Raw genomic sequence first — 18,751 nt, forward strand, 5'->3', positions numbered from 1 at the left:
GAATGAACGAGAATTTTGCATCGCGTACGACCCACTTGCGCATCGCCCTGCTTTCCGGAGCCATGGCGCTGGCTGCCATTTCCGCGCCCGCCATGGCGCAGGATTCGGCCACCGGTCCGGAGGCCGATTCAGCCGGTGAGAGCAACGTCATCGTTGTCACCACCCGGAAGCGCTCGGAAAAGCTGCAGGACGTGCCGCTCGCGATTTCGGCCTATTCGGGCAAGGATCTGACGGAGAAGGGCATCTCCTCGCTCGCCGATCTTGCCGCCTCGACCCCGGGCCTGGCCTTCCAGGACGTCAACGGCGCCTATGCCGCGCCGGTACTGCGCGGCGTTGCGCAGATCGACCAGACCGGACCGCAGGGCAATGTCGGCATCTTCATCGATGGCGTCTATCTCAACAACCGTTCGGCGCTGGCCTTCGACCAGTACGACCTTGCCCGGATCGAAGTAGTCAAGGGCCCGCAGAGCGCGCTCTACGGTCGCAATACCTTCGCCGGTGCGATCAACTACGTGACCGAGCAGCCCGACCCGACGAAGTTCTCGGGTCACGCCACCTTCACCCTGGGCAATTTCGATCGCCACGAAGCCAAGGGCGCGATCAACCTGCCGATCGCCAGCGGCGTAGCCGTGCGCGTGTTCGGCGGCTTCTCCGAGTTCGACGGAACGATCAAGAACGACCTCGACGGGGAATACCTGGACGGCTGGAAGGACCGCTGGAGCGCAGGCGCCGCCGTGAAGGCCGAGATTACCGACAATCTCACGCTCGACCTGTTCGGCGTGCGTTCGGAAACCAAGAACGACCAGCCTTCGCTTTATGCGCTGCCGACCACGCTGAACAACTGCGGTTCGACCACAACGGTCAATGGACAACCCTTTTACACGTTCTTCTGCGGTAAAGTGCCCTATCCGACCGAGTTCAATCTCGACGACAAGACCGCATTCGGCCTGACCGGTTCGAACGAAGTTTACTATGGCAAGCTGTCCTATTCGGGCGAGGTGCTCGATGCGACTGCGCTGGTGAGCTACACCACTGCCAAGTTCGCGCTTCTGATCGACACGACCGGCAATCCAGATGCGATCAATTCGCCGTTGTTCGGCGGCTTGTCGCGCCAGCTCTTCACCAATGCGGCGACGGATAAGTCCACCGACTGGAACTACGACCTGCGTTTTGCATCGAAGCCTGGCGCGCCGCTATCGTGGATGGTCGGCGTCAATTACTACGACTCGCTGGTCTCCGACATCCTGACGCTCAACTTCCAGACGCTCGGTACAGAGCCCGGCACGAGCTTCCCGCCGGTCTATTCGAGCCGTGGCGGCATTCTCAAGACCAAGGGTCATGCCATCTATGGCATGCTCGGTTTCGAGATCACGCCCCAGTTCAACATCCAGGGCGAACTGCGCTATACCATCGACGATCAGGACTTCAGCGGAACCGGCTCGGCGCTCGGCGTCGAAGGGCACCAGACCTTCAAGTACCTGACCCCGCGCCTCTCGGTTAACTGGAAGCCGAGCACCGACCTGCTTGTCTATGCGACGGCGGCCCGCGGCGTGAAGACCGGCGGCTTCAATGCCAACGCGGCCGCCACCGAATACTTCACCTACGGCGCGGAAACCAACTGGACCTACGAGGCCGGCGTGAAGACCAGCTGGCTGGGCGGCGCGCTGACCATCAATGCCGACGTCTTCTACGTCGACTGGAAGGACATCAATGCCCAGAAGCAGTTGCCGTTCTCGACCCTCTCGGTGGTCGGCAACAACGGCAATGCCGAGGTCAAGGGCATCGAGGGGCAGATCGCCTACAATTTGACCCGCAACATCCAGCTCACCGCCAGCGGCGCACTGCTCGATCCGAAGTACAAGAATGGCGTGATCGACGGCGAAGTCTCGTTCATCTGCGGCGAACTGGCGAACTCGACGGTCGACGAAAGCATGTGCACCTCGTCGGTCGGCGGCAACCAGATCGCGCGCACCTCGGACAAGCAGTTCGCGCTGGGCGGGGCCTGGACCATCCCCGATATCGTCGATGGCCTCGACGGCTATGTCCGGGCGGATTACAGCTGGCAGGCAGGTAAGTACTCGACCAGCCTCAACATGCAGAATCAGGGATCGATCTCGTTGCTCAACGCTCGCGCCGGCCTCAAGTTCGGCAACTATGAGCTCGCAATCTGGGCGAAGAACCTGCTGCAGGACAAGTATATCGCCCGCACGACCGTCGTATCCTCGACAGCCGACGGCGGCCCGACTTCGGGTGTGAGCTACACCCGCATCTATCCCGGCCAGCGCCGGACCATCGGTGCGGACCTTTCGGTACGCTTCTGAGCGGGCCGGGAAAAGAAAGACAGGAGAGAACTCGCATGACCTTTCTCACCAACCTCGACGACAAGACGCTGAAGGCCGGCTCCGTGCCGACCTTCACGCTCTCGCAGCGCGGCCGGGCGGGAATGCAGGTGCTGGGCGCCCTGCAGAAATTCTCGTCGGGCGTGCTTCGGCCGATCGCGGCGGAGAATTTCGATGCCTCGCAGCGGGGTAAGGAACTGGCCGCGGATCATCAGGCGGAAGAACCCGAACTGTCCCCGCGCGAGCGGATTGCCGAGGCGAGGAAGGTCTGCGAGTCCGATCCGGTGTATCGGCTCGAGCGCTTCTTCCAGCGTTACGTGGCCGAAGAGAACTTCAATCGCGGTATCCCTGCGATCGAGGAACGGCGCGAGAAGTTCGAGGCGTTCAACGCTGCCCAGGCCGAGACCGAATTGCTCGGAACGCTCGACCTCAATGCGTCGGTGCCGGTTCCCAAGTATTATGACCGTATCGAATGGCACCTCGAGCCGGGCGGTTGGGATGGATACGATCTCTACGGCGCGCTTTTCGCCTATGGCGTAGGCCCTTATGTGTTCAGCCTCGGCGGTTATGCTGCCGTGGGTATTGGCGATGACATCACCAGCCAGCGCGTCAACACGATCAAGCAGTTCCCCAAGGACAGTTACGGGCGCATCTTCGAACCGGGTTGTGGGGGTGTCTCCACGCTCAAGGCGGTCAATTCGGTATTCCCCGAGGCTGAACTGCACGGCGCGGACCTCTCGCCGCTGCTGCTGAAGAATGGCCAGAAGATGGCCTCGCGCTTCGGCTTTCCGGTGCACCTCAAGCTGGCCGACTGCGCCAGTGACACCGGAGAGGCGGACGAGAGCTACGATGGCGTGATCACTTACGCCCTGCATCACGAACTGCCGCCCAAGGCCAATCGCGAGATGTTCCGCGAGATGTTCCGCATCATGAAGCCGGGCGCGGACATCGTCATCTCCGATCCGCCGCCGTTCCGCGCCGTATCGATTTTCCATGCGGTCATCCTTGACTGGGATACTGACAATCGCGAGGAGCCCTTCTTTTCGGCCGTGCTGCATGACAGCCTTGATGAGATGCTGGCCGAAGCCGGCTTCGTGAACGTCGAATCCTATGCCATCGGTCGGGATCAATACCCCTGGATCACGCGGGCGATGAAGCCCGGCGCACAAGCACAAGCGGAGGCAGCATGATGGAACCGACCGGCAAGGACTACCTGGGACCGGAAAGCGTGACCGACGTCGCGCGCATGCTCATGGCGCTGTTCTCCGAAGTGTGGGTCATGCGCGACCGCCAGATCGTGACCGAGTACCTGCTCGAGACGAAGGGATCCGTGACGCGTGAAGACATCGACGAATTCGTCCCCACCGGCGAACTCGCCGCGGCCATCACCGCCGAGCGTGAGCGCTTCGCCCGGCTCGTGGCCGGCGCACCGATTGCGGCCACGCATCGTTCAGTGCCGGAAATTCTAGAACGAGCGGGCCTTGAAGTGCCCGTATCCGTCCGCTCTGCGGCAAACTGACAGGCTCGGAGACTTATTGCGTGACCGTATCGACTGCCACTGTTGAAACTGCCCCGGACACGTCGGAGGCCGCCACGTCGGACCTGCCGACCACGCTCCCGGTCAAGACCTGCATTGCCTGGGGACTGGGGACGGTGGCAGTCGCTGCGCTGTTCAATTCGGTCAATGTCCTGCTGCTTCGCTATGTCGTCGACTATGCCGGGATCAGCGCCGCTCTCGCCGGAGGCCTGATCGCCGCGTCCAAGCTTTATGATGCCTTTATCGATCCGGTCGTCGGCGCGGCTAGCGACCGCACCCGTTCCAGCATGGGCCGCCGTCGCCCGTTCCTTCTGGCGGGCGGAATCCTGCTGGCTATCGCTGCGCTGGCACTGTTCAATATTCCGGCGGGCGGTGGAACGCTTTCGGTCACCTTCTTCGTCATTGCCCTGCTGGTCTATGCGACCGGATACGCCATGTTCAGCGTGCCATACATGGCGATGCCAGCCGAAATGACGTCCTCGTTCCACGAACGCTCGCGCCTGATATCCTTCCGCGTCTCCGCCGTTGCCGTAGCCTCGCTGCTGGCCGTGTTCGTCGGCCCGGAACTGATGAGCCTCGCGGGAGGCGGGCGCCCGGGCCACACTGTCCTGTCCGTGTTCCTCGCCGTGGTGGTGCTCTGCGCATCGCTCGCTTGCTTCATCGGGACCCGCAGTGCGGCGTTCCACTTCAGCCCCGCAGTGAAGGCGAGCTGGAGCGAGAAGATCCGTTCTCTCGCGGGGAACCGGCCCTTCATCATCCTGCTTCTGGTGAAACTGTTGCAGTTGATGGCGCTGGCCGTCACGCAGGCGGCCATGCCCTTCCTCTTCCAGCGCGTGCTCAAGCTGGGCGATGCGAAGATGGGCATCTACTTCCTGGTCTTCTACGGCACGATGATCCTTGTTCAGCCGATCTGGGTCAGGCTCGCCAAGCTGCGCGGCAAACGCAACATCTACATGGCCGGCACGCTGCTATACGGCGCGATCTATCTCAGCTGGTATTTCGTCGGTGCGGACGAGCCGCTTTCGATGGTCTATCTGCGCGCGGTGGCGCTGGGCGGCATGGGCGGCGCCGTGCTGCTGTTCGGCCAGTCGCTGCTGCCCGATACCATGGAATGGGACTATCGCCGCACCGGCATGCGCCGCGAAGGCATGCTCGCGGCCGTCTATACCCTCGTCGAGAAGCTGGCCTATGCCCTGGGCGCGGCCCTGACCGGGATCGTGCTCGGCCAGACCGGCTACATCCAGAATGCCGCCGGTCAGGCGCAGCCGGCCTCGGCGATTACGGCGATCTACTGGCTCGCTTCGTTCATTCCCTTCGCCTTCCTTGTCTGCAGCATCTTCGCGCTCAGCTTCTACGACCTTGACGAGAAGAAGTTCGCGCAGGCCGAGAAGGACGGGTGATCGAGACTACCGGCCCCCAGCCGCAGGTAGGCATCGCGGATACGCTAATCCGTGATGCCTACCTCGTGACGCTCGATCCGCAGCGCACGGTTTATACACGGGGATTCCTGGCTTTCCGCGATGGTCGGATCGTGGCGGTCGGGGCGATGGGCGAGGCTATGCCGAAGGCGCGCGAGGCGATCGACGCCGGGGGCATGGTTGTCATGCCCGGCATGGGCAACGGCCACAATCACCTCATCCAGAACGCCTTTCGCGGCTACAACGACGATCGCTGGCCGGTCCTCGATATCCCGAAGGCCGTGCGCAGCCTGCTTGAACAGCTTTTCGCTGCGAGCGGGCGCATGGATGCCGAGCGCACTCACGCGCTGGTGCGCCTCCACGCGCTGGAGATGCTCAAGTCAGGCTACACGGCCACGCATGACGAGCATTTCACCAATGTCCGCAAGGACAGTGTCGAGGGCAGCTGGCAGGCCATTGCCGAGAGCGGCATGCGCGGCCTTCTGTTCCGCTGCATCGTCGACGATCGCATCCCCGAGTCAGGTCGCGAGACTGTCGAGGAGGGGCTTTGCGAAGTCGAACGCCTGCGGCATTTCGCCAGTGACCGGGTGAGTGTGGGCGCAAGCTTCGTCAATTACAGCTTCCGTTCCGATCCTGAAGACATGCGCCGTATTCATGAGGGCGCGCTGGCGCTTGGCATACCCTTCGGCGTGGACATGACCGACAACAGCCGCGGCGCCTTGCTGCGCAGTCAGGGGTTCGAAGGCGGGCAGGTCGATTGGTACCGCAGGCATGGCCTGCTCGATCACGGTCCGATCTACGCCGGCAAGGGCGTGAACCTGCTGCCCCACGAATATGCGATCCTCGCCGAGCATGATGCCCGGATTGCGGTGGTTCCGACGCTGCGCTTCTTCGATGGGCAGGGCGTTCCCCTGCACGACTTTCTCAGCGCCGGGATACTGCCGGGCCTGGGCACGGATGCGCCGCTGGTGAGCGACAGTCAGGACCCGTTCGAGAACATGCGCCATGCGATCCTTGGACAGAACATTGCCGTGAAGGCGCAGGCCGCGCAGGGCCGCGAGAGACCCGAGCATTGCCATTGGCTCAATGCAGAAACCGTCATCGAGATGGCTACGCTGGGCAGCGCGAGGGCGTTGCTGATGGAAAGCGAGTGCGGCTCGCTTGAAGTGGGTAAGGCCGCCGATGCGGTCATGCTCGATGTCGCGCGTGCCGATATCGCGCCGACGTGGGAGGGGCGCCGGCTGCTCGGTTCGCTGGTCTGGGGCGGTCATGCGAGCCAGGTCCACTCAGTCTTCGTCGCCGGCGAGAAGCTGATCGAGAATGGCCGTTCGACCCGCTGGGACGAAGAAGAAGTGATCGCCAATGCCTCGCGGGCGCTGTCCGCCATCGCCCGCGAGGCCGATCTGGATCGTTTCCTGCCGCAGCGCGTCGCCGGACGGGAATATCGCGGCTGGATCTATCGCTGAGCCGCGAAAGGAGTTTTCAAGGACATGACTGAAAGCCAGGGACGCGTCGCCGTGGTCACCGGGGCAGGGCAGGGCCTGGGCCGAGCCATCGCCCTCGATCTTGCCGAAGCCGGTCACAGGGTTTTCGGCTGCAGCCCTCATGTCGTCGACACAGGCGCACAAGCCGTCGGCTCGGGGCAATTGCGCATGATTGCCTGCGACATCACGCAGGAAGCGCAGGTGCAGGCGCTGTGGGACAAGGTTTCGGGCGAAGCGGGCAGGATCGACTGGTGGATCAACAATGCCGGCCTCGCGCTGACCGGCCGGCCGTTGTCCGACATCGATGGCCACGATTTCGCGCGGATGATCGAGATCAACGTGCTCGGCACGATGAACGCCTGCCGCGTCGCGATCGCCGGCATGCGCGCGCAGGGCCTTGGCGAGATCTGGAACATGCTGGGCGCGGGATGGGATGGACAGCCCGTGCCCGGCATGAACGGATATGCTGCCAGCAAGGCGGCGCTTGCATTCATGACCCGCGCGCTTGCGGCGGAAGCCGAGGGGCAGTGCTACGGCGTCGGCGGCTTAAGCCCGGGCCTCGTGATGACAGAGGGCTTCTTTCGGGAACACGCCCGCGTACCGCAAGCCAACCGCGCTGCGCGCGAGGCGGTGGTCAATGTTATCGGCGATCATCCGGAGACCATTGCGCGGTGGGTGCGCGAGGCGCTCGAGGCCGGACAGGACAACGGCGCGATTCTCTCATGGCTGACCCCTGACAAGATCGCCCGAAGGCAGGCGCAGGTCCCACCACGCGACATCCTTTCCGCCTATCGCGGCGCCATCTAGCGGGGATTGTGCAGGAACGAAAAAAGGGAGGGCACCGGGCCCTCCCTTTTCAATCCTTGTGGCATCCGCATCGTCGCATGCGCGATCAGACGATCGCCGCGGCCTGATCGAGACTTTCGAACATCGCCTGTCGCAGCAGGTATGCGCGTCGCTTCTCGTCGTCTTCGAGCAGGGCGCGCATCGCCGCCTCGCGCTTGCGATGGTTCTCGTCCTGCGTTGCGCGCATGGCTTCCATGTTGTCCATGGTCTGGCGCTGGGTGAAGTCGAACGTGACCTTGCGGCGCTGGCGGTCGTAGAGATCGAGGAGCTTGTCCGGCGCCCCGTCCTTGATGATTTCGACCAGCTTGCTGCAGGCGTTGAAGGCATCGTGGATGCCGCTGTTCATGCCGAAGCCGCCCAGTGGATTGTTGAGGTGCGCGGAATCGCCCATCAGCAATACCCGGCCATGCCGGAACTGCTTGGCGACGCGCTGGTGGACCCGATAGATGGTGCGGTGCTGGGTTTCCACCGCCGCGCCGTCGCCCATGATGCCGTCGAATACAGCGTTCTTCTTCTCGTCCGAACGCAGGTAGTCCTCGCTTTCCTCATGCGCGGGAACGAGCACGCGCCACACCGAGGGAACGCGCAGCAGGACGAGCCATTCCTCTGGATCGGACACGTAGTTCACGTAGGCCAGACCCTTCATCGCCTCTTCGATCGGCCAGGTGGTGCTGAGCGTGAGGAAGCGTTCGGGATAAGTGAAACCGTCGAATTCGGTGCCCAGCCACTTGCGCACGATCGAACTCGCGCCGTCGGCACCGATCAGGTAGTCGGCGCGGATCGTCTCGATCCCGAAAGGGCTTTCCAGGTCGACATCGACGCCGGTTTCGTCCTGCTTGAAGTGGACGACGCGGTGGTTGAACAGGACTTGCGCACGATCGAGTTTGGCCAGTCGTTCGGTCAGCATCCGGGCGAGGTGATACTGCTCGCACTGGATGCGGAAGGGGTAGCGCGTGACGTCGGAAATCTCGCTCAGGTCGAAGGGCAGGATCTCACCGCTGCGTCGGTCGCGCCAATGGTAGACGGGTGCTTTCAGGCCCATCTCTATAAGTGCGGGGGTGACGTCCAGCTCGTCGAGCATTTCCAGCGTCGGCGGGTGGAAGGTACTGGCGCGCAAGTCTTGCGCGCAATCGGCGCCGGTCTCGGCCAGAACGACGTCGATGCCATGCTTGGCGAGGTAGGCGGCAGCAACGCTACCGACCGGGCCACCACCGGCGACGACAACCTGGGTCCTGCGAATGGAAGACATGTTTTTCCTGTTGTTGGGAGGGAAAGCGGTTCGCTCCCGCGCCCGTTCGGAATCTGGCGGACGCGTGGGCAATGGATCAGAAATCGGTAAGCAGGCGTCCGAATCCGGGCATGCGGTCGGCGATCCCGTTGGCGCGCAGGGCGTGCCAGTAGGTGGCCGTGTTGATGGCAATGACCGGCTTGCCGAGCCAAAGTTCGGCAGCGGCGGCGAAGGCGACGGTCGAGAGGTTCGTGCCGACCTGGATCAGCGCTTCGACATCGTCGCCCTCCAGCGAATGGAAACCTTCGCGCAGCCGTTCCGGCGTGACCTGCGCGATCTGCGTCCAGGAACGGCATTGCAGCGGCAGGTCGCGGACCACTTCGTAACCGTGGTCGGCAAGGTAGGTCTTCACCTGCGCATTGGCGCTTGGCCAGTAGGGGGAGATGACCGCGACCCTTCGTATGTTGCCATAGGCCTTCAGCGCGGCAACGACGGCCTCGGCACCGGTCGATACGCCGAGGCCCGAGATGGCCTCGATCTGCTCGCGCCATTTGCGCCCGCCTTCGGCGCCGCCGTAGAATGTGACCGCGGACATGCCCATGACCAGATAGTCCGGGTGGCAGGTCAGCACACCGCGCACCGCGTCGGCGGTGTTGGCGTCGATTTCCATGGTCCCGGCCATGAAAGTCTCATCGGATACCGCCTGCGCATCATCGACGATGATGCGGCTGTAATGGTTGGTCACGCCATAGGGACGCATTGCGTCGAAGTCGGGCTGCACGGTCGTGTTGGTGGAGGGGCCCAGAACGCCGAACAGGCGCCGAAAGCCTAGATTGTCGGGCCCGCGTTCCGCGGACTTGGTCACTGCTGTCTGTTCCATGGTCATTGCGAGCCCGGCTCCTGCGTTCGATGGTTTCAGATTATGTTCAGTCCTCGCTTCGGGCGAGGTGAAGTGGGCGGGTTGTTCGTCTGGTGAGAATGTTTGCGCGGCCTTCACAGCCGCGCGTTGAGCAGCATAGCGCGTGAGTGCTCAAGAACTCCGAAGTGCGAATAGTCCATGCCGATGCCCGATTGCTTCGCAAATGGGAGCGGCAGGGATGCCGAATAGGCGCCGTGCTGGTTGACCCACGCCGTTCCGCATTCGAGCCGGGCCGCAAGTGCCAGCGCGCGATCGACGTCCCGGCTCCAGACCGACCCCCCCAAGCCGTATTCGCACGAGTTGGCTTCACGCAGTACGGCATCTTCGTCGGTAAAGGGCATGATCGGCAGGACCGGCCCGAACTGCTCCTCGTCGACCAGCGGCATTCCGGCGCTGCAGCCCTCCACCAGCGTGGGGGCGAGGAAGTAGCCGGCGGTGCCGGGCGCGAATGCAGTCTGGTGGACCGTGCAGCCCCGTTCCGCGGCATCGCGCGCGAATCCTTCGACGCGGGCGAGCTGGGCCTGGCTCTGCAAGGGGGCCATCGTCGTCTCGGCAGCGAAGGGACTTCCCGCGCTTGCGCCCGCCATCAAGGCGAGCAGCTTGTCGCGCACCGCGTCATAGAGACTCTCGTGCACGTAGAGGCGCTTGATCGCGGCGCAGAACTGCCCGGCATTTTCCAGCGCGATGCGATAGGTCCAAGCCGCCAGCTCGTCGGCATCGGCATCGTCCAGGACGATCGCTGCGTCGTTGCCGCCCAGCTCGAGCGTCAGCTTCTTGAGCGTCGGTGCGGCTGCTGCGGCGATTACGCGCCCGGTCGTGGTCGATCCGGTGAAGGAGATCTTGGCGATGCCGGGGTGCGAGGTCATCGCCGCCCCCGCCGATGCATCGCCGGTGATCGTGTTGTAGACGCCGGCCGGGAAGATCCCGCGCGCGAGCTGGCCCATGTAGAGCGCCGAGAGCGGGGTCTGCGGGGCAGGGCGCAGCACGATCGTATCGCCCGCCAGCAAGGCGTTGGCGATCTTGGCGACAGCAAGGATGACCGGTGCGTTCCACGGCGCGATAGCGCCGGCAACGCCGAGCGGACGATGGACGAGGCGTGCCTTCAGGCCCGCGCGGTCGTAGACGATCTCGGGCAGGTCCTGTGCGGCGATCGTCCGTACATAGTCGACAGAGAAGAACACTTCGCTCCAGGCGCGGCGTAGCGGGCGCCCGGTCTCCGCTGCGACGATGAAGGCAAGCGACTTGCGGTTGTCCCACAGCGCATCGGCAAATGCTTCGAGCCGGGTGCGGCGTTCCTGCCAGTCGAGAGCGGCCCAGCCGGGGAATGCTTCCCTGGCGGCGGTGACGGCCGCATCGACATCGCTGACTTGCGCTTCGGGGCACTGGCCGATGATCGCGCCACTGGCCGGATGCACCACGTCCCTGTACGGCGATGCAACATCGCGATTGGCAATCGTCTGCTCCAGGCCCAGTCCGGCGAGCCAGCTCGGGACGTCCTGCGGTACTTCGCTGTAGATCGTTTCGGCTTCCTGCATCATCGTCCGGTCCTTTGGGTGGTGACGCGAGCGCGCTAGCACGGGGCCGGTCGTCCAAGCGCTGGCGCGAGGAGGGACTTATCGCAGGGTGAGCAGAGGCGTGCCGGGCAGGCGGCCTGCCTTGAATTCGCTGCTAGCCCTCGGTCATCACAATCCCGGGAGACAGCGAATGCACGGCGCCTTTATTCTCACGACGGTCACTATCACCGACAGCCAGTCATTTGGCGAATACAGGGCGGCCGTGGGCCAGGTGAATGCCAGACTCGGCGGCGAAATGCTGGTACGCGGAGGAGTGCGCGAGGTCCTGGAGGGCGACGCCATCGAGGGCGAAATCGTGGTCGCACTCGGCTTTGCTGATGCCGAAGCCGCGCGCGCCTACATCACCTCGCCGGAATATCGCGCTCTGGCGCCGATGCGCGAGCGGGCGGGGCACTTCACGATCAGGCTGGTGGCCTGATTCTCAAAGCGGCGCGTCGAGAAAGCTGCGCATGGCGGCGGCAACTTCGACGGGCCGTTCCTGATGGACGAAGGAACCGGTCTGCGGCAGCTCGATCACTTCGGCATCGCCGCGCAGATTCATGCCGGTCTCGATGTACTTCACGTAGTGCCCGCGGTCGCCGTAGATGAACAGCAGCGGCGCGATCGTGCGGGCCAGTGCCGCCTGGGTGTTGAACAGGCCGACCCCACGCTCGCTCGGCCGTATCCAGCGATCGGCCCGGGCGCGGCTTGCGTCCTGCTCGACCTCGACTTGCGGGTCGAGCGTTGCAAAATCGCCCGCTCCGCCGGTCGCGCGGGCTACCGGTCGCCAATCGGCAGTATAGACCTTCGGATCGCGATGGGCCTCCAGTTCGGCAAGGCGGGCGCGATCGTAGCCGGGAAACAGGCTGACGCTGGCCAGCACCAGCTTGTTCACGCGCTCGGGCCAGAGCGCCGCAATTTCGGTCGAGATGACCCCACCCAGCGAGTTGCCGGCGAAGCTGGCCCGCGCGATGCCCAGTTCATCGAGCGCGGCCAGCAGCATGGTCGCCGTTTCTGGGACCGTCTGAACATAGGGGGGGAGTCCGTTCATGGCCGAATCGCCGTGGCCTGGCAGATCGAAGGCAATGACCCGCTTGTCCGGGCCGAGCCGCGGTGCGACGCCGCGCCAGTCCGCCGCCCAGCCCCCGAGTTTGTGCAGCAGGATTACCGGCTCCCCGTCCTTTGGGCCGAGCGCATGCCAGGCCAGCACGCCTCCCGCACGCGCGAGGGTGCCGCTTTCGGTCCACGGACCGTCGATCGGGCGTGGAGCTACACTTGCCGCGGCTGGGCGCAGGGTTCCCGTCAGCAGCGGCAACGAGGCCGCGGCACCGAGCAGGGCGCGGCGGGGCAGGGAGGCGAAAGACGTCATCGGTGATCCTCTTGCCAGCGCTGTGCGCGTAGTGCCGCGTTCGCTGAAATGTCGGCCCAGAACAGGGCGATGTCATGCATGTGCAGGCTGCCGTTGGGTAGCGGCTGCGCTTCCACAGTCGATGCCGTGCGGACTCGCAGTATCCCATCGACGCAGCGTGCCGCCACGGCGCGATGAACAAGGGGCGCGGCGGGCCGATCCTTTTGTGCAACCGGCAGCATGCCTTTGCCGTCCGCAAACCCGGCCGCGGGCAGGGTTGCGTCGAAAGTCATGGGATTGGTACAGACGAGAGCGGGGTCCTGTCCGGAGGCGCCATAGTCGGCAACAGAGCGCTGTTTCCACGCGGTGGTTTCGGCGCTTTCGCTGAAGCCGTTCCATGATGCCACGCACCTTGTCTGTCCCGGTGAGGTACAAGGGGGAACATCGGATGGAAGCGTGCCCTTGGGAATGCCGATGCCCGGCAGATAGGCGGCGACCAGCCGATCTGCGAGAGGCGTACCGGCGATCTCTTCCTTGAGCAGCCTGAGGCCGAGCAGGGCGCCCTGGCTATGTCCTGCGATGATGAAGGGGCGCCCCTTGCCCAGCTTTGCAATGTAGTTCCGGAATGCCTGGCGCACGTCACGATAGGCAAAGTCGTAAGCCTGCGCCCCGCGCCCGTCGCGCTCTATGAAGGCGCGGCTCGAAGCCTGCCGATAGAACGGCATGAAAAGCCGGCAGCAGGCGGCAAACGCATTGAGTTGGCGCTGGGCCACGCTTTGCACAGTCCACGCGCGCGTGGCTTTGTCGTCCATCTTCTGGTTCCAGTCCCGGGACTGGAACGTCGTGGGATGAATATAGAAGACGTCGGCATCGCGCGCGGCGGACTTTGTTTCCCGTGCGGCCCAGCTGGATGCCAGGGCGTAGTCCGGCGGCGGACCGGCGTCGCTGTCGGCTGCCTGCGCGGCAAGTCGGAAAGGTTCGGTTGACGCGCCCGTTGCCGTGCAGGCCGCCAGCGCCGATGCCGCAAGCGGCAAGGTCAGGAGCGTTGACAGAAGGTGTCTCATCGCCCCGGACCTTGCCCCTCGCAAGGGAAGGGGGCAAGCTTGCGCCTGCCCCCCGGTATTCGCGTGATCGCTGGGCATGGCGATCAGAACTTGGCCTCGACAGTGGCGCCGATCACGCGGCCATTGCCGACGAAACCGGTCGTGAAGGTGGTCGAGGGGAAGAACTCCGGTTCGTTGATCGACGAAACGATGTAGTTCTTGTCGAACAGGTTCTTGGCAAAGACCGAAAGCTCGTATCCGTCCTTGATCCAGCCGATGCGGGCATTGACGAGGGTCTGCTGCGGGACCTTCTGCAAGGCGATCGCGTTGGTCGCCTGCTCCGAGCGATAGGACATGTCTGCGTGCAGGTAGAGCTCCGAGGTCGCGAGCGGAATGGTGTAGTTGGTTGCCGCCGAGAACTGGTGCTTCGATGTGCGCGGGATCTGGAAGCCGCCCACGTCGATGCCGGACCCTGCCGGGGTCAGGCCGCAGTCCGCCGCGGTCGGGCAGATTCGCGAGGAGCTGTAATCGATCGTGCCGTCATCCCAGGTGGAATCCGCGTAGTTGTAGCCGAAGCTGACGTCCCAGTTCGGAGACGGCTTGACCGCGGTCGAGAACTCGAAACCCTTGACGGTAGCCGATCCGATGTTGGTGACAGGGTTGGTCTGGCCGGTGACCGAGGAAGGGACCGAGATCTGCAGATCGTTCCAGTCGACGTAGTAGGCTGCAACGTTCATGATCACGCGACCGCCCAGGAACGTGTTCTTGGAACCGATTTCGAAGGAGGTATTCTTCTCGGGGCCGTACGACTGTTCGGACAAGACCGAGGTGTTGTTGAACCCGCCGGACTTGGTGCCGCTGGCGACGACCGCGTAGAGCATGCGGTCGGGGTTCCATTCCCAGTTCGCGGTTACGCGGTAGGTGCCGTAGGAGAAGTCTGCCTTGGGGGTGCGGACAAGGCCGGTCAGGTTGTTGGTAAGGACCGCGTCCTTGTCTTCCCAGGTCCACCGTCCCTGCGTTTCGATGTTGAAGGTCGGGGTGAACTTGAAGTTCACGAGCCCGAAGACCGATTTCATCGTCGCATTTTCGTCGTTGTTGAGGTCGAGCGACCGGCTCACTTGCTCGGGGCTGTTGCCGACGACGACGGTCTGGTTCGCCGCGCGGTCATAGTAGTAGCCGCCTGCCGCCCAGTCGAGGAATGCGTTGTCGTAGGATTCGAGCCGGACTTCGCTGCTCCATTCGCGAACCGGTCCGACGAAGGGGCGGGTAAAGCGGCGCTGCGCCGAAGAGAGCGTGCCGCCGTAGCTGTTGAGGTGCTGGTCCTGCAGCGCGATCGTATCGTACTTGGCATAGGATCCGGTGTAGCGCAGCGTGACCGGCCCGAATTCGTAGGCCATGCGTCCGATCACAAGGTTGGTCTTGCGCTTCGAGTAGGACGCGGAATCGACGTCGACCTCGTCGGGAGCCTGCAGCGTGCCGCACTTGAAGCGAAGTGTGCTGCCGCCGCGATTGGGCAGGATCGTCGGGGAGATCGTGCCGCCGCAGTCGTTGGTGAACATGTAGTTCGCGCCGCCGTCGAGCTCGTCCTCATAGTGGTAGTAGAACAGCGAGGCGGAAAAATCGGATTCTGGGTGGTAGTCGATCATGCCCGAGGCCGAGATCTTGTGGTCCCAGCCACCCAGGTTCGAACCTTGCACGTTCTTGATGGTGCCGCCGAAGTGCGAATAGGTGCCGACGCCCATGATGCTGAGCGACCTGGTGATCGGGACGGAGATCTTGCCCGCCACTTCATAGAGACTGTCGGTGCCGACCGATGCCTTGATCTGGCCGGTCAGGTAGTCCTTGGGCCGGTCGAGAACGTAGTTGATCGCGCCGGCAAAGGCGTTGTTGCCGTAAAGCGCACTTTGCGGGCCCTTGATCACCTCGACCCGGGCAAGGTTGTACAAGTCGATGTCGAGGTTCGACTTGGACGACATGTAGACGCCGTCGAGAAACACGCCGACGTTGTTGTCGAAGGTGGTTGAGGTGATGTTGGTGATGCCGCGCATCGTCGGGGCGGCGAGGCCGCCGGCATTGCCCGAGTTGAAGGTCAGGCCCGGTGTGAGGCGGGCGACGTCGTCGAGCGACTGGGCGCCGGCGCGGGTCAGGGTTTCCTGCGTGACGGCGCTGACCGCGGCGGGGATCGACTGGATCGTTTCCTCGCGCTTGCGGGCGGTGACGACGATGTCGCCTCCCATGACGTCGTTGTCGGCACCCGTGGAAGCCCCGGCCGATGCTGCGGTCTGAGCCATGGCAGGTGCGGCAAGGGTGGCCATGAGGGCAAGTCCGATCGAGGAACCAGCAAGCCAGAAATTCTTCATCTAAGTTTCCATCCCTAAATTGGCCGAATGCTCAGCAAGGCTCGGCGTTGTTCGCGTTGCAGACATTGCTGTCACAAGGCTGCGGCGCGCCATACGGGTTCGATCGAGTCTTGTCGCAGAGCGGATAGCGCCGGGAACGCGAGATGGCACAAGGGCTTACGGCGTGGCATTGAAATGCAGGCGCAAAGGAGAAGCGACTCATGCAGTTCGACCTCGGCCAACGCGGCCGTGCCATGATGGATTTCGAAGTGACTACCCGATTGGCGGCTTCGCGCCTGCAGCAGACAGTCGAAGGCGAACTGGCCGATGCGGGCCTCGACGCGCAGGGTCTGCCCGAGGACATGGAAGAACGGCACCGGGTGATCGACAGCGCGCTGGCCGGTTCCACGGCGTACCAGGCGCGTGCGCTGCTGGGCGAATGGTGCGCCAAGCAGCACGGCCGCGCCGCGGAGCAGGCATTCGAGGAGATTTCCGGGAGCATCGTGCCCGCGCTCGAGCAGCTTCGCGAAGGCGGGACGACGATCACCGTCCACGACGTCGACGCGCCGCGCTATTGGTCGCAGACGTGGTTCCACCGCACGCGGGGAGGCTGGGATGCCGGGCCGTGGAACGGTTTCATCCACGGCGAGCTGGTCCACAAGAAGTACGTATCGAAGATCTTTCCGGGCGACATCTACGGTAACCGCCGGGCCGTTCTGAAAAGCCTGCCACGCGCCGATTATCGCCGTATTCTCGAGATCGGCACCTCGTCGGGCCATCATTCGGTTGCGATTGCGGAGGTCTTTCCGGATGCCCGATTGACCGGCATCGATCCCTCGCTGCGGATGCTGGAGCAGGCGCAGCGCGTTGCCAATGAAAAGGGCCTTTCCTGGGACCTGCACACAGGCGTCGGCGAGACGATGCCGATGTTCGCCGATGCCAGCTTCGACCTCGTGACCGCCTATGCCATTCACCACGAGATGCCGGTCAAGGCGATCGAGGCGATCTTTGCCGAGGCATTTCGCGTGCTGGAACCGGGCGGCGACATGATCATGGCCGACGTCGCGCGGACCCAGAGTCTCGACCGCATGACCGCCTGGCGTTTCGACTGGCTGGCGCGTTGGGGAGGCGAGCCCTTCTGGCGCTCCACTGCCAAGCTGGACATGGAGCCCATGGCCCGCGCGGCCGGCTTCGTCGACGTCAGGGGCTGGCAGCCCAATCCGGGGCGTGACCCCTACATCATCTATGGACGCAAGCCCGTATGACCGAGCAGATTTCCACGCAGTCCGCCGCTGCAGCGACCGGTCGGGATCTGACCGCAGAGCGACAGATTCTACCCCCCGAGCGCATCGATGACGTGGCCGAAGCGGTAATCGCTCTCGCCCGTGAGCTATGGGTCGTGTGCGACCGCCAGATCGTGACCGAGGCCTTGTTGGCCCGTCACGGCATCACTTCAGAGGATATCGACGCCTATCAACCCGATGCGGCTACTGAAGAGCGGTTGGCCCGGCGCCGGCAGCAGGTCGTCGACAATATCCTGGTGGCGCTCAGGGCCGGCTGATCGATTCCGCCTGGAGTTTGCAGGTCAGGCCGGACCGGATCGCCAGCCAGCGACTGGCTGCGTCGGTTCTGCGGCCGGTCCGGCTGTCGAGGAAGGCGGCCACTGCTGTCAGGACGGTCTTGCGTCGCTCGGGCGTCGCGTCGCCCTGGGGTGGGCGCAGGACTGAGTCGATCCCCCCCAGATAGTGCCCGGCACCTTCGATATGCATCAGGCACAAGTCCGCATCCGGCGCAGAGAGGCGATAGCCGTCATCGTGCCATTGCGGTCCAAGATCGGTCAGTGCGGCCATGTCGTTTGTGCCGTTGATCATCAGGCCGGGGCCGCGCAGTTGTGACCAGTCGACCTTGAGATAAGGACCGCGCTTCTGCCACTGCGGCGTCAGCCCCTCCCAGTTTCCGGGAGCCGACAGCAGGACGGCAGCCTTGAATCTGCCGGTCGGTGAAGGCTGGCCGGCGTCTTCTACCCGTGCGCCCATTGCCAGTGCGGCCGTGTGCCCGCCGAAGCTGTGGCCGAGCAGTGCAAGCCGCTTCATGTCGGCGCGCGCGGCAAGACCGGGCACGCGCGAAAGGACTGCGCCCAGGTGCGTGGCGATCCAGTCGACCTGGTCGAGCCGAATGCGCCAGGTGTCGGAAGGATAGGGTGCAGGCGGGAAGCCGTCCTGCGACGCGTCCGGGTGGTCGGGCTGGATGACGATCCAGCCGTCTCGCGCAAGGAATTCGACGAGCGGACGATAGTCCGACCGATTGAGCAGGTTGCCGTGGCTCAGGATGAGGACGGGCAGGTCGTTGCCTTTCTCCGGAACGGTAATCCGCATGACGAGGGCGCGTCCGTCAGGTCCCTGCGGTATGGTCACCGGATCTCGCGATACGATCTGCGCGGTAGGATTCGAGGGTATATCGGCCGCCGTCGCGCTCGTGGCGGCAAGCGGTGCCGTCGCAAGCGCCAGGGCTGCATGGAAGTGCGATGCCATTGAAACGTGCCGAGCCATTGATTAGCCTTTCTTCCTTGCGGCGCTCGTGGTTCCGGTGGCACCGCGATCCGCAGATAACGCGTGAAGGACCCGTCGCAACGCCCCGATGACCTGCATTGTTCGACAGGCGATCACCCTGCCCGATCGCGCTAGGCCGGGGGCAGGG

16 protein-coding genes are annotated in these 18,751 nt (G+C 64.0%); 9 read left to right on the forward strand and 7 right to left on the reverse strand.

Annotated elements, in window-relative coordinates; genetic code table 11:
- Positions 1 to 2 precede the first annotated feature (2 nt).
- The 6 genes from PP1Y_RS11445 to PP1Y_RS11470 are packed head-to-tail and all read left to right on the forward strand — an operon-like array spanning position 3 to position 7,585.
- Complete coding sequence (locus PP1Y_RS11445; protein ID WP_041558798.1) at positions 3 to 2,321, forward strand: TonB-dependent receptor; 2,319 nt, start codon at positions 3 to 5, stop codon at positions 2,319 to 2,321.
- A gap of 35 nt (positions 2,322 to 2,356) precedes the next feature.
- Positions 2,357 to 3,529 carry a class I SAM-dependent methyltransferase gene (locus PP1Y_RS11450; protein ID WP_041558799.1) on the forward strand — a complete coding sequence of 391 codons (1,173 nt, stop codon included), beginning with the start codon at positions 2,357 to 2,359 and terminating at the stop codon, positions 3,527 to 3,529.
- Positions 3,526 to 3,858 carry a hypothetical protein gene (locus PP1Y_RS11455; protein ID WP_013832380.1) on the forward strand — a complete coding sequence of 111 codons (333 nt, stop codon included), beginning with the start codon at positions 3,526 to 3,528 and terminating at the stop codon, positions 3,856 to 3,858. The genes PP1Y_RS11450 and PP1Y_RS11455 overlap by 4 nt, the downstream gene beginning before the upstream one ends.
- 20 nt (positions 3,859 to 3,878) lie before the next feature.
- Positions 3,879 to 5,276 carry an MFS transporter gene (locus PP1Y_RS11460; protein ID WP_013832381.1) on the forward strand — a complete coding sequence of 466 codons (1,398 nt, stop codon included), beginning with the start codon at positions 3,879 to 3,881 and terminating at the stop codon, positions 5,274 to 5,276.
- Positions 5,273 to 6,760, forward strand: coding sequence for an amidohydrolase family protein (locus PP1Y_RS11465; protein WP_013832382.1), 1,488 nt, complete (start codon positions 5,273 to 5,275; stop codon positions 6,758 to 6,760). The genes PP1Y_RS11460 and PP1Y_RS11465 overlap by 4 nt, the downstream gene beginning before the upstream one ends.
- A gap of 24 nt (positions 6,761 to 6,784) precedes the next feature.
- Positions 6,785 to 7,585: an SDR family oxidoreductase gene (locus PP1Y_RS11470; RefSeq protein WP_013832383.1), complete on the forward strand. Its 801-nt coding sequence runs from the start codon at positions 6,785 to 6,787 to the stop codon at positions 7,583 to 7,585.
- Between the two features lie 85 nt (positions 7,586 to 7,670).
- Here PP1Y_RS11470 and PP1Y_RS11475 read toward each other — a convergent pair whose 3' ends face one another.
- From PP1Y_RS11475 to PP1Y_RS11485, 3 genes are all read right to left on the reverse strand, one after another.
- The gene (locus PP1Y_RS11475; RefSeq protein ID WP_013832384.1) at positions 7,671 to 8,873 is read right to left on the reverse strand and encodes an NAD(P)/FAD-dependent oxidoreductase; all 1,203 of its coding nucleotides are present in this window, start codon (positions 8,871 to 8,873) and stop codon (positions 7,671 to 7,673) included.
- Between the two features lie 76 nt (positions 8,874 to 8,949).
- Positions 8,950 to 9,738: an arylmalonate decarboxylase gene (locus PP1Y_RS11480; protein ID WP_232512632.1), complete on the reverse strand. Its 789-nt coding sequence runs from the start codon at positions 9,736 to 9,738 to the stop codon at positions 8,950 to 8,952.
- Between the two features lie 107 nt (positions 9,739 to 9,845).
- Positions 9,846 to 11,309 carry an aldehyde dehydrogenase family protein gene (locus tag PP1Y_RS11485; protein WP_051010017.1) on the reverse strand — a complete coding sequence of 488 codons (1,464 nt, stop codon included), beginning with the start codon at positions 11,307 to 11,309 and terminating at the stop codon, positions 9,846 to 9,848.
- A gap of 166 nt (positions 11,310 to 11,475) precedes the next feature.
- Here PP1Y_RS11485 and PP1Y_RS11490 point away from each other — a divergent pair, with 166 nt between their 5' ends.
- Complete coding sequence (locus tag PP1Y_RS11490) at positions 11,476 to 11,763, forward strand: DUF1330 domain-containing protein (protein ID WP_013832387.1); 288 nt, start codon at positions 11,476 to 11,478, stop codon at positions 11,761 to 11,763.
- Between the two features lie 3 nt (positions 11,764 to 11,766).
- Here the strand turns inward: PP1Y_RS11490 and PP1Y_RS24660 are convergent, their stop codons facing one another.
- From PP1Y_RS24660 to PP1Y_RS11505, 3 genes are all read right to left on the reverse strand, one after another.
- The gene (locus PP1Y_RS24660; RefSeq protein WP_013832388.1) at positions 11,767 to 12,693 is read right to left on the reverse strand and encodes an alpha/beta fold hydrolase; all 927 of its coding nucleotides are present in this window, start codon (positions 12,691 to 12,693) and stop codon (positions 11,767 to 11,769) included.
- Positions 12,690 to 13,736 carry a DUF3089 domain-containing protein gene (locus PP1Y_RS11500; protein WP_013832389.1) on the reverse strand — a complete coding sequence of 349 codons (1,047 nt, stop codon included), beginning with the start codon at positions 13,734 to 13,736 and terminating at the stop codon, positions 12,690 to 12,692. Before PP1Y_RS11500 ends, PP1Y_RS24660 begins: the two co-directional genes overlap by 4 nt.
- 83 nt (positions 13,737 to 13,819) lie before the next feature.
- Positions 13,820 to 16,075 (reverse strand): TonB-dependent receptor, encoded by a 2,256-nt coding sequence (locus PP1Y_RS11505; protein ID WP_041558801.1) that lies wholly within the window; start codon positions 16,073 to 16,075, stop codon positions 13,820 to 13,822.
- A 200-nt stretch (positions 16,076 to 16,275) separates the two neighbouring features.
- On the opposite strand from PP1Y_RS11505, the gene PP1Y_RS24665 reads away from it, so the two are divergent.
- Both PP1Y_RS24665 and PP1Y_RS11515 read left to right on the forward strand, forming a co-directional pair.
- On the forward strand, positions 16,276 to 17,319 hold the full coding sequence (locus tag PP1Y_RS24665; protein WP_051010018.1) for a class I SAM-dependent methyltransferase: 1,044 nt from the start codon (positions 16,276 to 16,278) through the stop codon (positions 17,317 to 17,319).
- A complete protein-coding gene (locus PP1Y_RS11515) occupies positions 17,316 to 17,615 on the forward strand; it encodes a hypothetical protein (RefSeq protein WP_041558802.1) in 300 nt (99 codons plus the stop codon). The genes PP1Y_RS24665 and PP1Y_RS11515 overlap by 4 nt, the downstream gene beginning before the upstream one ends.
- On the opposite strand, the gene PP1Y_RS11520 is transcribed toward PP1Y_RS11515, so the two are convergent.
- On the reverse strand, positions 17,602 to 18,585 hold the full coding sequence (locus PP1Y_RS11520) for an alpha/beta fold hydrolase (RefSeq protein WP_013832392.1): 984 nt from the start codon (positions 18,583 to 18,585) through the stop codon (positions 17,602 to 17,604). The two genes, PP1Y_RS11515 and PP1Y_RS11520, sit on opposite strands and share 14 nt — an antisense overlap.
- Positions 18,586 to 18,751: the final 166 nt, after the last annotated feature.

The organism is Novosphingobium sp. PP1Y (assembly GCF_000253255.1).
Classification (GTDB): domain Bacteria; phylum Pseudomonadota; class Alphaproteobacteria; order Sphingomonadales; family Sphingomonadaceae; genus Novosphingobium.

Excerpts from the sequence above, each read along its gene's own strand:
- PP1Y_RS11445 (WP_041558798.1), top strand. The coding sequence starts at position 3 with ATGAACGAGAATTTTGCATCGCGTACGACCCACTTGCGCATCGCCCTG.
- PP1Y_RS11450 (WP_041558799.1), top strand. The coding sequence starts at position 2,357 with ATGACCTTTCTCACCAACCTCGACGACAAGACGCTGAAGGCCGGCTCC.
- PP1Y_RS11455 (WP_013832380.1), top strand. The coding sequence starts at position 3,526 with ATGATGGAACCGACCGGCAAGGACTACCTGGGACCGGAAAGCGTGACC.
- PP1Y_RS11470 (WP_013832383.1), top strand. The coding sequence starts at position 6,785 with ATGACTGAAAGCCAGGGACGCGTCGCCGTGGTCACCGGGGCAGGGCAG.
- PP1Y_RS11475 (WP_013832384.1), bottom strand. The coding sequence starts at position 8,873 with ATGTCTTCCATTCGCAGGACCCAGGTTGTCGTCGCCGGTGGTGGCCCG.
- PP1Y_RS11480 (WP_232512632.1), bottom strand. The coding sequence starts at position 9,738 with ATGACCATGGAACAGACAGCAGTGACCAAGTCCGCGGAACGCGGGCCC.
- PP1Y_RS11485 (WP_051010017.1), bottom strand. The coding sequence starts at position 11,309 with ATGATGCAGGAAGCCGAAACGATCTACAGCGAAGTACCGCAGGACGTC.
- PP1Y_RS11490 (WP_013832387.1), top strand. The coding sequence starts at position 11,476 with ATGCACGGCGCCTTTATTCTCACGACGGTCACTATCACCGACAGCCAG.
- PP1Y_RS24660 (WP_013832388.1), bottom strand. The coding sequence starts at position 12,693 with ATGACGTCTTTCGCCTCCCTGCCCCGCCGCGCCCTGCTCGGTGCCGCG.
- PP1Y_RS11500 (WP_013832389.1), bottom strand. The coding sequence starts at position 13,736 with ATGAGACACCTTCTGTCAACGCTCCTGACCTTGCCGCTTGCGGCATCG.
- PP1Y_RS11505 (WP_041558801.1), bottom strand. The coding sequence starts at position 16,075 with ATGAAGAATTTCTGGCTTGCTGGTTCCTCGATCGGACTTGCCCTCATG.
- PP1Y_RS24665 (WP_051010018.1), top strand. The coding sequence starts at position 16,276 with ATGCAGTTCGACCTCGGCCAACGCGGCCGTGCCATGATGGATTTCGAA.
- PP1Y_RS11515 (WP_041558802.1), top strand. The coding sequence starts at position 17,316 with ATGACCGAGCAGATTTCCACGCAGTCCGCCGCTGCAGCGACCGGTCGG.
- PP1Y_RS11520 (WP_013832392.1), bottom strand. The coding sequence starts at position 18,585 with ATGGCATCGCACTTCCATGCAGCCCTGGCGCTTGCGACGGCACCGCTT.